Here is a 13,923-nt window from a genome sequence, read left to right as displayed (position 1 = left end):
TAACCCTAATTATTTTCGCCATGTATTAGTTTTTTAAAAAGCTCTTTTACACTGATTATCTCGTTTAGCTTATACCCATTTGCACCAGTAAAAAATAGTCCGGTTTCTTTAACTCCTGAAAATGCGTCAAAAAGCCTATCGGCTATACAATACCCGACCTCTTTAGCCTCTTTGCCGCGTTGACAAGGCGCCACACAATTACTGATACAACTTATCTTTGGACCAGCCTTTTTATCCACTAAGTCTAATAAATTAGTCCTTACTCCGCGTGCAGGATATCCAACCGGACTTTTAATAAGCTCGATATCCTCTTTTTTCGCATTCAATATCACATCCTTAAAATCTTTGCTCGCATCGCACTCGTGAGTACCTATAAATCTCGTTCCCATCTGCACTCCGTCAGCACCGAGATCACAGACTCTTTTTATATCATCTTTATCCCAGATGCCGCCCGCCGCAAAAAGCGGAAAATCGCCCCACTCTTTTATCTCATCTTTAACAGGTTTTATTAGATTTTCAAGTTGATACTCTGGATCTAGGCATTGCTCGTATGTAAAGCCTTGATGTCCTCCGCTAAGAGGTCCTTCTAAAATCACAGCATCAGGAAGACGGTTATATCTCATTGTCCAACGTTTGCAGATGATCTTAAGAGCTTTAGCGGAAGATACTATCGGAACTAATGCTACGTCTTTGAAATTTTGTGTGAATTCTGGCAAATTTGTAGGTAGTCCTGCTCCACTTATTATTATATTTATACCGTGTTCGCAGGCATCTTTTACGGTTCTGGCATAATCGTTGCTGGCATATAGTATATTTACTCCAAGAGGCAGATCTCCGCAAATTTTTCTAGCATTATCAATTACAGCCTTAAGACCCTCACGTGAATAGAAATTTTCACTTCCAAGCGGTTTTGAATTTAGCTCTTTGGTTATATGTGCTCTATTTTCATAATATCCGGTACCAACAGAGCTTATTACTCCTAGACCTCCTTCCAAGCTTACGTTGCCAGCCAGCTTGTCCCAACTTATACCAAGCCCCATTCCGCCTTGAATTATTGGGTACTTTATCTCATATTTTCCAATTTTTATCGATTTAAACTCCATCTACTACCTTTAGTTTTGCGAATTTTCTCTTGCCTACTTGTAAAATATACTCTCCAACGCTAAGTTTTAACTGTTCATCGGAAATTTTCTTTTGATCTATACTAACCGCATTTGCACTTATATCTCGTCTTGCTTGAGAATTTGTAGAGCTTAATTTACAATGAACCAAAGCCTCGACTATCCAAACTGGAGCCTTAAGATTAAATTCTTCAAGCTCTGCTGGAATTTGATTTTGAGTATGAACTCGGTCAAATTCAGCCTTAGCCTCGTTGGCAACCGATTCGCCATGATAGCGTGCCGTTATTTCTAATGCAAGAGCCTCTTTTACAGCCTTTGGATGTGCTTTGCCACTATCAACATCATCTTTTAGACTCTTTATCTCATCCACACTTTTATCACTCAAAAGCTCATAGTATCTCCACATAAGATCATCGCTAATGCTTAAAATTTTACCAAACATATCATTTGCATTATCCGTTACTCCTATATAATTACCCAAGCTTTTACTCATCTTATTTACGCCGTCAAGCCCTTCAAGAAGCGGCATCATTATAACCGCTTGCTCTTTTCCGATATTATAAATTCTTTGCAGAGTTCTACCCATTAGAAGGTTAAATTTCTGGTCTGTTCCTCCCATCTCTATATCGCATTTCATAGCTACGCTATCATAACCTTGTAAAAGAGGGTATAAAAACTCACTTATGGATATGGAGCTACCGGACTTAAATCTCTTCTCGAAATCATCACGCTCAAGCATTCTAGCCACGGGAAAAGTGCTTGTTAGCTCAACAATACCTGCCGCTCCAAGCTCGTTACACCACTTTGAGTTAAACATTATTACGGTTTTTTTAGGATCTAAAATTTTAAAAACCTGCTCTTCGTAAGTTTTGGCATTTTTAGCCACAGTCTCTTTGTCAAGCTTCTTTCTAGTGGCTGATTTACCGCTTGGATCGCCTATTTGACCGGTAAAATCACCTATCAAAAACTGCACTATAGCGCCATGCTTTTGAAGAAATGCCATCTTAGTAAGCACTACGGAGTGACCTAGGTGAAGGTCTGGCGCAGTAGGATCAAAGCCTGCTTTTACATAAAAATTTTCGCCTTTTTCATAATATCTTTTTACAAGCTCTACAACCTGCTCTTCGCCAATTATCTCTGCAACACCCTTTTTTATCTCGTCTATAATTTTTGCAATATCAGCCACTTCTTCTCCTTAAATTTTAATTATACGCATCATCAAGAGATACAAATTCCATTATCTTATAACGATCCCTTAGTCTCTCTTTAATATCATTCACATCCAAATTCTCATTAAGCTCTATGGTGAGATTAAATACGTCTGCTGCAATATCATTTGCCTCGGAAAGCGTTATAGTAACCAGATCCACCTGTAATCTAGCCAAATAAGTTAAAAACTCCGCCAAAGAACCGCGACGATTTTCTAGACTTAATATGATCTTATATCTATGAGGAGCATTTCTAGTCCATTTTACAAAAATCATCTCATTCTTATATTCGGCTAACTTCATAGCACGCTCACATAGCTTATGGTGAACGGTTACGTGATGATCATTTCTAAAGCCCATAATATCATCGCCTCTTTTTGGATTGCAACAGTAATCAAACTCTACACTGCTTATTTTATGGTTTGAATAGATAACTATATGATCAAATTTCTGCTTTCTAACAAGATATTTATCTGTTAAAGCAAGAGCAAATGGACGATCTTTTTTGATATATTTCTTAAGCGCATTTACGACATCTTGAAGGTATACGGAGTCATAGGCGGCTCTAAATACTCTTTTTGTCATCTTTTCGCTCTCAAGCCAAACAAGGATTCTATTAGTAGATACCCCAAAAATTCCACTTAAAATTTCAAGTGCGACGATATTGTTTATATCCTTGATTTTCTGCTTACAAAGCGATCTTATGGTAGCCTTTGCCTTGCCTGTTTTTACGCTTCCAAGCCAAGAGCAGCGATATTTTGGCTCGTCTCCTGTGACAATATTTACTATATCTCCATTTTTTAGCTCGGTTAGAAGCGAAACTCTAATGCGGTTTACATAAGCCTCTTTAGCATGCAGTCCTATCTCGGTGTGAATCTCATAGGCATAATCAAGCGCAGTAGCTCCGCGCGGCAGAGTAAAAATATCTCCCTTTGGCGAATAAACGGCAATATCCTCTACGTATAGGCTATCTTTTGCATACTCATATAGCTCTTCAGGGTTATTTTCACTCTCGTTTTGCATACCGATATCACTTAGCCAATCAAGCTTAGGATTTAAAAATCCTCCGCTTTTATACTTCCAGTGGGCTGCAACTCCGTATTCTGCGGTCTTGTGCATATCAAAGGTGCGAATTTGGACTTCAAAAATGCTTTTATTATCAAAAATTGTAGTATGAATAGTTTGGTATCCATTTTGTTTAGGAAGTGCGATATAGTCCTTAAATCTTGATATAAGAGGGTTAAAATTTATATGTAAAAGCCCGAGTGCCAAATAACAATCATGAGGCTCTCTGACTAAAATTCTAGCCGCAAGAAGATCTAAAACCTCCTCTATGGATATTCCCTTTCTTTGCATCTTAAGATAGATGGAATAGTGATGCTTTACACGCTTTTGTATATCAAAACTGCTTTCATTAAAACCGTTTTGAAGTAAAATTTGACTAATCTTTTCTATAAACGAATTTAGCTTTAACTGAAGCTCTTGCTTATGCTCATCTACATATTTGTCTATTTTTTTATACTCTTCAGGAAGTGCATATTTAAAACTTATATCCTCAAGTATATTTTTTATGGAAGAGATTCCTAGTCTGTGAGCAATAGGAGCATAAACCATAAGAGTCTCTTCTGCGATTCGCTTTTGCTTTTCGGGTCTTAAAGCATCTAGGGTTATCATATTATGAAGTCTATCGCAAAGCTTTACTACAAGCACACGAACATCTTCAATAGACACTAAAAGCATCTTACGAAATGTCATAGCAGAGGCTGCTAGACGCTCGTTTGACTCAGAACTGGCCAGCTTATCCTCCCTAATGGCTACAATTTTAGTAAGTCCCTCTACCAGCTTTGCTACCTCTTCTCCAAATTCCTCTCTGACAGTCTCAGTAGAGCAATCCGTATCCTCCACTACATCGTGCAAGATAGCAGATATTATCATACTCTCATCACCACCCATATGAGCCACGATAGAAGATACCAATATAGGGTGTATCGCGTAAGGCTCTCCGCTCTTTCTAAATTGCCCGGCATGAGATGTTATACAGCAGCTAATAGCCTTTTCTATGTTTGGGGTAATATTACAAAGAGAGGCTAAAATATCTCTAGCACCGGCTACATCCTTACAAACAACTATATCTTCAATGAGTTGTTCTAAAAAAATCCCGCTATTTTGCTGTTTCAATGATAGCCTCTAGACTAATTTTTCCTTCGGCAATTTCGCAAAGTGCAATATCTGCAAATTTCATCTTGCTTACATCTTTATCAAGCAAACTTTTAGCTCCTGCAGCCAAAGCTTCTGCGCGTTTTGCCACTACTAAAGATAGCTTATATCTATCACCTTCAACCGTTTTTAATGCTTTCGCGGCCACCTCTTCTATTCTCATTATTTCTCCTTAATCTTTATTTTAATTTTTTACTACCGAACAAAGTGCGTTTTCATCACCTTTAATAATGCTTAATAAATTTCCGTCCTTAAACATATTGCATACTAAAATCGGCAGTTTGTTATCCTTAGCAAGCGCTATGGCTGTATCGTCCATAACCTTGATGTTGTCGTTCATTGCCAGTTCGTAAGTAAGCTCTCTTAGCAGTTTTGCATCGTCAAATTTCTTCGGATCCTTATCATAAACTCCATCAACTTTCGTGGCTTTGATAATCATATCCGAATCGATCTCGATAGCCCTTAAAGTTGCCGCCGTATCAGTTGTAAAAAACGGATTTCCCGTTCCTGCGGCAAAGATTACCACGCGTCCTTTTTCAAGGTGTCTTTGTGCACGTCCCACGATAAATGTTTCGCAAATCGCCTCCATCTTGATGGCGCTTTGAACGCGAACGCTTAGACCCGATTTTTCAAGCGCCTCTCTCATGGCAATTGAGTTTATAACGGTTGCAAGCATACCCATATGATCGCCGCTTGTGCGTTTGATGATACCGTCTTTTGCGGCACTCACGCCTCTTATAATATTTCCGCCGCCTATAACTATGCCTACTTCAACGCCGTTTTCGACAAGCTCTTTTATCTGCTTGGCGATAAATTTTAAAACTAAATTATCTATACCAAACCCACTCTCTCCAGCTAATGCCTCACCCGAAAATTTGACTAAAATTCGCTTTTTACGCTCCATAAATTCTCCTTAAAATTCAAGCATTTTAGCAAAAAAGTGTTTAAATTCTGCTAATCTTTTATCTCAAATATCTATTTAAGGGTTATCATTTCAAGCGGATCTATATGGTAATTTTTTTGAGTTACTTCAAATGTTAGATCTTTTGATACTCGTCCTATAACATAGCCTTTTTGAACCTTTTTGCCAACTTTTACAGTAGGCGCTATTTGGCTAAGATGTGCATAGATAGTATGAATTCCGTTTGCATTTTCTATAATTACAACCTTATCCAGCATAGCCGTATCCTTTGCGAATACAACTTTGCCATTTAATACGCTTTTTACCTTTGCATCAGCGGTTTGAGAGCTTAGCACTACGGACTCATTAAAAATTTTAATATTATATATAGGATCGATATAGTTTCCGAATTTTTGCTTAACAGTAAAGCTATCAAGAGGGGCTATCGTCTTTTCTCCGCTATATTTTTTCACCAAACTTGCCTGATAGCTTGAGCCCACTTGCTTAACAGAACCATTGTTTTTTTCATCTTTAGTATCTTTATCTTTTTTATGCTTTTTATCTTTTTTTGTTTTTTCGGCTTCTTTTTGCTCCGCTAGCCTCTTTGCCTCTTCAATCTCTTGTCTTGCGACTATTTTAAGCTCCTCTAGAGTCTTTCTTATCTCTTTTTGCTGCTCTTGAATCATAGATAATTTTTTAGAATAGCTCTGCCTATCTTGCTTTAAATTAGCCACGGTCTTAGACTGTTCACTTTGAAGCAACGCAAGCTCCGTTCGCTTTTGTTTATAAGTTTTTAAATCAGCCTGTATATTTTGTATCTTATCATTTTGATCTTTGATTGAATTTGTGGTCTTTTCATAATCCTTAACTAAATTTTTGAAATCATCTTTTATCACGCTATTTAAATTAGCCAAAATTTCAGTTGCGATTATGCTTTCGTTGCTATCCTCATACTCTTTTGGTGCAATAAGATCAAACGCAAAATGATCTGATATTATACGTATCATATTTTGCTCTATAAGTCTTTGATTTTGCAAGAGTTCGCTATTTTGTTCATTTAGCTTTTTAAGCTCGCTATTTGCACTGCTTGCTCTATTTTCAAGCTCAGCAATCTGAGCTAATAACTCTTTCATTTTAGAATCTATTTTCTCTAGTTCCGACTCTCCATCCTTGATGTCTTTAGCTAAGTCATCTAATTTTTTATTTAGCTTACTTGCTATTTGATTTGAAAGTTGCAAAGATGACGTCTGCACTTTAATTTTATCATCAGTACTAGCACAAAATGATGCTCCTAAAAAAAATAATAAAAATAGTAAAATTTTCATATGCTGTTCTTTTTAGCCTCTCTCATAACCAAAGAAACTGCTATTATGCTAAGCGCCAAAGATATGGCAAGTAGCCTACCTCCTTCATATATTATGTCCACGTTAGGAATTTTTAAACCAACCTCATCCATCATAAAACTTACAACATTAAAATCAGGCAGCAAATAGTAAAATACGGTAACAATAATAGTAGCAATAATAGAATCAACTACAGCCATCTTATATAGCACTCCTGATTTTAGCCAAAAAGATGCGCCAAAGAGAGTCATGATGTCTATTCGTTCCTTATGCTCGTATAGCCAAATTCTCATCTGTTTTAGCACTAGCATAAGTCCTAAAATAACAATTAAAATAGAAAAAATTTCAGATATTTTTTTAATTAGATTTAAAATTTTATAAATCTTATTATGAGTCTTTGAAAATGTCTCCACTCTACTAACGCCATTTACTTTCAAAAGCTTTGCTTTAATCTCCTCCATATATTCAACACTTGGAAAAATTTGCAGTTTAATGGAGTAAAATTTAGGTAAAGAATTCTGTAAAATATTTAAATTTTTGGCTGAAATATCCTTAGAAAGTCTATCTAAAACCGATTTTGTACTCAATCTCTCGATGGATTCAAAATCACTTACCAAAGGCTTTATATTAGAGCTATTCAGATCTTTTGAGCTAACTACTATGATATTATAATCCTCACTCATAAGTTTTTCATAATCTTTTATGACATTACCCACAAGAGTTATAAACTGGATACAAAAAAGAAGAGCAATAAGAGGAAAGATAACTCCGAAATGATTTTTAAGAGATCTCATGCACGCCTCCGTTTTCTATCACGAAGTGGCGATAATGCACTCTTAAAGTAGACGGGATTTTATGAGTTACAACTACCACGCAGGTGCCTAAAAACTCTCTTGCAGAGCGTAAAAGCGACCATATAACATCGCTTGAATAGTCATCTAAATTTCCAGTAGGCTCATCGCATAAAAGCAAATTTGGATTATGTGCTAAAGCCCTTGCCATCGCTACTCGCTGCTGCTCTCCTCCGCTTAGCTCAAGAGGAAATTTATGAGCTTTATGCAGTAAATTTACATGCTTTAGCAGCTTATGAGCTTGATTTTTACATACATTATGCGCAAGCCCTTTTATCATAAGCGGCAGCATCACGTTCCTCTCGACACTCCACTCATTTATCAGGCGGTAATTTTGAAATATGATCCCAATTTTTTGCCTAACTTCACTAAGTTTTTTTTGGCTTATATTGTTCATATTAGCAAGACAAACCTCAAGAGAGCCGGAATATGGCTTAATCTCACCGTAAAGCGATTTAACGATAGTTGATTTACCGCTACCGCTTTTTCCTGTTATTATCACAAAATCACTAGCGCTTATATCTAAATCCACATTTTGGACTATAAGTTCATTTTGATTATACCCGAGAGAAAGACCATGAGAACTAATAATCTTTTGCATTAGCCAAATACTCCTTTAATGCGAAATGCGCATTTAAATTTTCTCTCGTTAAAAGCGGCTTTTTTATAAAGTATTCGCACTTTTGAGGGGTGATTAGGATATAGCACTGCTCAGGCTGAGAAAATGCTCCAAAAGATATACGAAGCAAAATTTCATCTTCGCTTTTCTCAAATTTCTCCTCAATATGCAAGAAGCAGTCATCTTTTTTTATAGTTATATTTTTAAAGTTTTTTGATATGGCTTTAACATCATAATTGCTATCAAATTTCATCTCGATAAGTGTTTTTAAGGGCTCGCTTTTTATTTCGCACTCAAAAGTTACATCATATATGTCTTTAAGCTGTTTTTTCCATCTATCCTCATATTTACTTGAAACATTAAGATATTTATTTTTATCCACAATAAGTTTTGAGCTATGCAAATTTAAAAGCTGAGATATAGTGTACTCTGTATAATTTCTACTATCACTTCTAAGCTCGAATCTACCGCCTATTTTAAGAGTTCTTTCGCACTCTTTTATAAATTTTTCAGAAACTACTCGCCTATGAGGAGCGTCATCCCAGGGCACAGGAAAGTGAAGGAAAATCTTATCTATAAAATTTGAATCAATTAAAGACAAAAGCAACCTAGCATCGCTATTAATAAGTACTATATTGTTTAAATTTTTACTTTTTGCGAGTTTTGCCACCTGCTCTATTGATGGCTTATATACTTCGATTCCTATAACCAAAGTATCAGGATTTTTTTCTGCTTGCCAGAGTAGATGTCTACCGGAACCAAATCCTATCTCTATAAAAATTTTAGATAGCCTTGGCTCTTTTAAAATTTTTAAAAGCTCTTTAGTATCTGAAATATAAGTAGTTTTTTGCGTTAAATGAGTTTTTTTTACAGCTATTGCCTCACTTAAAACTTCTTGGCAATTTAGCTCTTTAAATTTAACCAAAGCCTTTTGCAGCAGCCCTACTTGAGCAGGTCTCGTGATCTTATCGCCTTTTACTAAAAAGCCATTTTTATGCTCTTTCAAAGTCACAAAAAACTCTTCAATTCCACTTTGAGTATAGATAATAGTAGAGTTTCTGCCTCTTGCTTCCCATGCAAAAACCACCTCATCCTGAATAATCGGGTAGGCTAAAGATTTTAAATTTTTAGTTATAAAATTTGGCATTATTCTATAATTACCATAGCTTTATGGGATTCATCAGAACTTATGCCATACTCGTCTATAGCTATAACTTTATATGTATATTTTAGACTATAATTGACATCAGTATCTATAAATTCATTATTGGTTATATTTGTAAATCTTCTCTCTCCTTCTCCGCCTTCCCTGATTACAGTATAGCTTCTAGCCTCCTTTGGTCCGCTCCACTGAACTTTTACAGCCGAACTATCAGCTACTATGGATGATATTATAGGAGCGTCTATGGCCGCCAGAGTTGATCCTGTAACGGCTTCATCGGGCTTTTTAGACTCAAGTCCGTCTTTATCTACAATAGTAATCTTATATAGCCTTGTAGCGCCATTTTCGTTAATTAAATCCTCGTAGCTATTTGTTTTGGTTTTAGCAAGATATGTATATGGCAAAAATTTATTTGAAGTGCTATAAATTTTGTAGTATCCAAAGTCTTCGCTCGCCACGCTATCCCATGTGATAATAATCTTTTTTGGAGCATTTGTAGTAGCTTGTATATTTACAACTTTGTTTGGAAGGGGTTTTGTAGTAGAATCAACTATCTCGCTTGGTTTAGATATAACTCCCGTGCTTGTTTTTACAAAAACTCTATATTTATACCCTCTGCCTGATTTTACGCTATCATCGATATATTCGGCATGAAGCCTTCCTTTAATTTCTGCTATCTGTCTCCAATTATCTTTACCAATATCAGCTTTTTCCACTATATAAGATACAACCCTTAAATCAGGATGCGGACGCCATATTAACTTCACACGCTCCGGCAAATTAGTAAGAGCTCTTAAAAAAGGCACCGACTCTATAAGAGGTCTAGTACTTACACTTATAACTACACCTGGATTTGAAATTTGCTTGTTTGCGTTATAAGTTCTCATCTCATATGAATATGTAGTCTCTGGAGCCAAATTTGAATCCACATAATGACTTGCAAAACGATCTTTTATATCGGCTACAACCTTCATTTTACTGCTGTTTTCGTTAGAATTTGATCTGTAAAGATAGTATCCTGCTACATCTGTTGTGGTGGTAGGAGTCCATTCAAAGCCTATTTCAGTCATATCGCTAATAGTTTTTAAACTAGTAACAGTGGGCAAATTTGAATTGATTTGTGTAGGTGTACTAGGCGAGACACAGCCAGTGATTACAACTGCCAAAGATAGCATCAAGCCTTTTAAAATCGATCTTTTCATCAACTATCTCCTTATTAAATTTATTAAATAAAATTTCATTAAAGTCATCCCAAAGCGGAGCTACAAATTCCATCCTTTTACCTGTATTGGGATGAGTGAAGTAAAGCCCGTAGGCGTGGAGCATAACTCTTTTTATTTTATCGTTTTCGCTCTTAAACCCATATAAAGTATCGCCCAAAATATGGCGGTTAATGCTGGCTAAATGAACTCTGATCTGATGAGTTCTGCCAGTAAAAAGCTTAGCTGCTATTAAATTTACTCCGCTCTCTTGAATCAAATTTAAAAAGGCACTCTTAGCGCTTCTTCCGTCAATTGTAATAGCTTTTTTTAAACGATTATTCGGATTTCTCCCTATTTTTCGCTCTATCACACACTCCTCTTTAAGTGGCAAATCAGTAATCGCAAGATAAATTCTGCCCATTGTCTTATCGCTTAACTGAGCCGAAAGCGCTACGTGTGAACGGTTGTTTTTAGCCACGACTATAGCTCCGCTAGTGCCCTTATCAAGCCTATGAACAATGCCCGCTCTACTCTCTCCGCTTAAAGTAGATAGTAAAAAGCCTTTTTTTCCAAGCCAGTCTACAAGCGTAGCCTCTTTAACGCTGGGAGCTGGGTGAACAACTAAATTTGGTGGCTTATTAAGCACTATCAAATCATCATCTTCATATAAAGTAGGCACTTCAAATTCCGCACTAAAATTTAAATTTTCATCATTTGATTCTAAAATTTTTACATCTATAACGTCATCTAGTCCAAGCTTAGCTGAGCCTTTTAATATGGGCTTTGAATTTAGGCTTACACAGCCATTTTTAATTAAATTTAAAATTTGATTTCTTGAGATTTTAAGCTCTTCAGACAAAAATAGATCTACTCTTTTGCCTATATCTTTACTCTCTTTTACAGATATTTGATTCAACCGTTTCCTTTTTGGTGTTATAATTCCGCTAAAAAAGGCGAAAATTTGATAAGAATTGATAGGCGAATTTTAACTCATTTTGACTTTGTTCAACCAATCTTGATACTACCTATTATAATTTTATCATATATTTTAGTTTCGGAAGCAAATTCTATTCTATCAAATAAACAGCTTATATATTTCAGTATAGGACTGCTCGCGTTTACATTTTTTTTCCTGCTTCCCATAAGAAGGCTTGAATGGCTAATACCGGCATTTTACTGGCTATGTATAGCGCTTTTAATAAGCGTGGATCTATTCGGAGTAACAAAACTCGGCGCAAAACGCTGGCTTGAAATCCCTTTTGTGCATTTTACTATTCAGCCCTCAGAGATAATGAAGCCATCGTTTTTACTTATGATGGCATACCTAGTAAAGCATCGCCCTCCGGGAATTAACGGTTATGGGCTCAAGGATTTTTTAAGACTTAGTATATACATAATCCTACCTGCATTTTTGATTATGAAAGAGCCTGACCTTGGCACTGCCTTGATCCTCATAATTATGGGATATGCGATTTTATTCATCATAGGGGTAAATAAAAAAATATGGCTTAGCATAGCCGCCGGTATAGTCATATTGGCTCCTTTAATATATGAAAATTTGCACGACTATCAGAAAAAAAGAATCAATGATTTTTTAAGCGAAGAATCAAGCTATCACGTTCGCCAAAGCATAGTCGCCATAGGAAGCGGTGGACTTACCGGAAAACCAAAAGATGAAGCCACTCAAACGCACTTTAAATTTTTGCCAATTGCAACTAGTGATTTTATCTTTTCATATACTATCGAAAGGTTTGGTTTTTTGGGGGCATTTACGCTGATGATGTTTTACGGATTTTTAATCACTCATCTGCTTAGCCTAAACTACGGTCTTAAGGATGATTATTTTACGCAGGTTATCACGACCGGAATTGGAATTTTGATATTTATCTATGTAAGCGTAAATATCATGATGACTATCGGTTTTGCACCTGTTGTGGGTGTGCCACTACCATTTTATAGTTACGGCGGAAGCAGCTTTGTGACCTTCTTAAGCCTATTTGGAATTTTGCAAAATTTGCTTACATTTAGGTTTGATCCGACATACCGCTTTGTGAAGATAAAATTTTAATTTAAGCCAAATTCATGGCTTAAATTTATGCTTTCTTTAAAAACTCAGTCTTAAGTACGATAACTCCCATTTTATCGATCTTGCACTCAACTTCCTTGTCGTTTCCAGTTAGCTTAATGTTTTTTGCCATTGTTCCTCGTTTAAGAGTTGCGCCTGCACCTTTTACCTTAAGATCCTTGATGAGAGTTACGTTATCTCCTGCGTTTAATTCTGTTCCGTTTGCATCTTTTGGCATATTTTCTCCTTGTAAAATTTCAGCCATTATAGCAGGTAATTTCCATAAAAGCTAAAATTTACCGCCTCTTAAAATTTCCATAGGCAAGACGCCGAATTTCTCTTTAAATATCTTAGTAAAATGCGCAAAACTTCTATATCCGACTATCTTTGCGGCCTCTTTTATGTTTATATCGTTTTGCTCAAGAAGACTCTTAGCTATCTTGAGGCGTTCATCTTGCAAAGCTCTATGAATCGTCGTGTTAAAGCAGTGTTTAAACCCGTTTTTAAGCTTAAATTCGTTCGTAGCGCAAAGGGTTGCAAGCTCTTTTATAGTAGGTGGATTTTGTATATCTTTAAGCAAAATTTCTCTTGCTTTATGTATCAGCTTCAAATCATCTTCGCTGTATCTAAATTTGTCGCTATCTTTAGTCTTTGCCTCTGCAAAACTTTTATAAACCATCTCTAAAATTTTAGACTCTATAAAAATTTCTCTCATCTTTCCGCTATAAATTTTAGAGTTTGCAAGCTCTTTTAGTATCAAATTTTGAGTCAAATTGGCATCCGTTATCCTAGCGCAAAACTCATCATCTCTGCCCAAAATTTTAAAAATTCCCAGCTCTTTGATGAGAGAATTTTCAATTATTATCGACTGGCTCTTGTAGCTTTTGCCCTGATGCTTGCTTGTCGCCATAAAACTATCGTTTATACTGCCCATACACAGCTGTCCCGGCTTTAAAACAAGGCTATCTTTTGACCAGCTTAGGCTGTTTGCACTCTGCCCAACATTAAAGCATAAAAAGGAGTGCGGGCTCTTCTTTGAGAGATACCTTAAATTTTCGCTATATCTTATATCGTAAGAGCAGTAGCCAAGTCCGCTTCCGGTATCGTAATACTCAAGTTCGCAGCTTAAATTTTCATCTTTAAATGAAATTTCTTTATATCTTTTCTCCTCGCCAAATTCAACTCTGCACTCAAATTCATCAAAAAATTTATCAAGCCTTCTGCTTTCGCTCAT

At 36.2% G+C, this 13,923-nt stretch carries 14 protein-coding genes; 1 reads left to right on the top strand and 13 read right to left on the bottom strand.

The features are described from left to right. Positions 1-5: 5 nt before the first annotated feature. The 11 genes from CDOMF_RS03430 to CDOMF_RS03380 form a co-directional block, all read right to left on the bottom strand. A complete protein-coding gene (locus CDOMF_RS03430) occupies positions 6-1,103 on the bottom strand; it encodes a nitronate monooxygenase (protein WP_260952460.1) in 1,098 nt (365 codons plus the stop codon). Continuing rightward, the gene (gene tyrS, locus CDOMF_RS03425) at positions 1,093-2,307 is read right to left on the bottom strand and encodes a tyrosine--tRNA ligase (protein ID WP_260952459.1); all 1,215 of its coding nucleotides are present in this window, start codon (positions 2,305-2,307) and stop codon (positions 1,093-1,095) included. Before tyrS ends, CDOMF_RS03430 begins: the two co-directional genes overlap by 11 nt. Positions 2,308-2,323: 16 nt before the next feature. Next, complete coding sequence (locus CDOMF_RS03420) at positions 2,324-4,507, bottom strand: RelA/SpoT family protein (protein ID WP_260952458.1); 2,184 nt, start codon at positions 4,505-4,507, stop codon at positions 2,324-2,326. After that, the gene (locus tag CDOMF_RS03415) at positions 4,491-4,709 is read right to left on the bottom strand and encodes a DNA-directed RNA polymerase subunit omega (RefSeq protein ID WP_169974177.1); all 219 of its coding nucleotides are present in this window, start codon (positions 4,707-4,709) and stop codon (positions 4,491-4,493) included. The genes CDOMF_RS03420 and CDOMF_RS03415 overlap by 17 nt, the downstream gene beginning before the upstream one ends. 21 nt (positions 4,710-4,730) lie before the next feature. Next, positions 4,731-5,450: a UMP kinase gene (gene pyrH / locus CDOMF_RS03410; RefSeq protein WP_169974179.1), complete on the bottom strand. Its 720-nt coding sequence runs from the start codon at positions 5,448-5,450 to the stop codon at positions 4,731-4,733. 71 nt (positions 5,451-5,521) lie between these two features. After that, positions 5,522-6,772 (bottom strand): murein hydrolase activator EnvC family protein, encoded by a 1,251-nt coding sequence (locus CDOMF_RS03405; RefSeq protein WP_260952457.1) that lies wholly within the window; start codon positions 6,770-6,772, stop codon positions 5,522-5,524. After that, a complete protein-coding gene (locus CDOMF_RS03400; protein ID WP_260952456.1) occupies positions 6,769-7,584 on the bottom strand; it encodes an FtsX-like permease family protein in 816 nt (271 codons plus the stop codon). Before CDOMF_RS03400 ends, CDOMF_RS03405 begins: the two co-directional genes overlap by 4 nt. Then, on the bottom strand, positions 7,571-8,242 hold the full coding sequence (locus CDOMF_RS03395; protein ID WP_172128950.1) for a cell division ATP-binding protein FtsE: 672 nt from the start codon (positions 8,240-8,242) through the stop codon (positions 7,571-7,573). Before CDOMF_RS03395 ends, CDOMF_RS03400 begins: the two co-directional genes overlap by 14 nt. Further along, on the bottom strand, positions 8,226-9,407 hold the full coding sequence (gene trmB, locus CDOMF_RS03390) for a tRNA (guanosine(46)-N7)-methyltransferase TrmB (protein ID WP_260952455.1): 1,182 nt from the start codon (positions 9,405-9,407) through the stop codon (positions 8,226-8,228). Before trmB ends, CDOMF_RS03395 begins: the two co-directional genes overlap by 17 nt. After that, positions 9,407-10,624 carry a fibronectin type III domain-containing protein gene (locus tag CDOMF_RS03385; protein ID WP_260952454.1) on the bottom strand — a complete coding sequence of 406 codons (1,218 nt, stop codon included), beginning with the start codon at positions 10,622-10,624 and terminating at the stop codon, positions 9,407-9,409. The genes trmB and CDOMF_RS03385 overlap by 1 nt, the downstream gene beginning before the upstream one ends. After that, positions 10,554-11,540: an RluA family pseudouridine synthase gene (locus CDOMF_RS03380; RefSeq protein ID WP_260952453.1), complete on the bottom strand. Its 987-nt coding sequence runs from the start codon at positions 11,538-11,540 to the stop codon at positions 10,554-10,556. Before CDOMF_RS03380 ends, CDOMF_RS03385 begins: the two co-directional genes overlap by 71 nt. Positions 11,541-11,585: 45 nt before the next feature. On the opposite strand from CDOMF_RS03380, the gene CDOMF_RS03375 reads away from it, so the two are divergent. After that, complete coding sequence (locus CDOMF_RS03375) at positions 11,586-12,692, top strand: FtsW/RodA/SpoVE family cell cycle protein (RefSeq protein ID WP_260952452.1); 1,107 nt, start codon at positions 11,586-11,588, stop codon at positions 12,690-12,692. A 25-nt stretch (positions 12,693-12,717) separates the two neighbouring features. On the opposite strand, the gene CDOMF_RS03370 is transcribed toward CDOMF_RS03375, so the two are convergent. Further along, positions 12,718-12,927, bottom strand: a complete 210-nt coding sequence (locus tag CDOMF_RS03370; RefSeq protein ID WP_169942593.1) for an alkylphosphonate utilization protein — start codon at positions 12,925-12,927, stop codon at positions 12,718-12,720. A 51-nt stretch (positions 12,928-12,978) separates the two neighbouring features. Next, positions 12,979-13,923 carry a helix-turn-helix domain-containing protein gene (locus CDOMF_RS03365; protein WP_260952451.1) on the bottom strand — a complete coding sequence of 315 codons (945 nt, stop codon included), beginning with the start codon at positions 13,921-13,923 and terminating at the stop codon, positions 12,979-12,981.

Origin of the sequence: Campylobacter sp. RM16187, from assembly GCF_025319965.1 — a bacterium.
Lineage (GTDB): Bacteria > Campylobacterota > Campylobacteria > Campylobacterales > Campylobacteraceae > Campylobacter_A.
The sequence above is the reverse complement of the archived record's forward strand: the minus strand, read 5'-3'. Positions and strand labels throughout refer to the sequence as shown.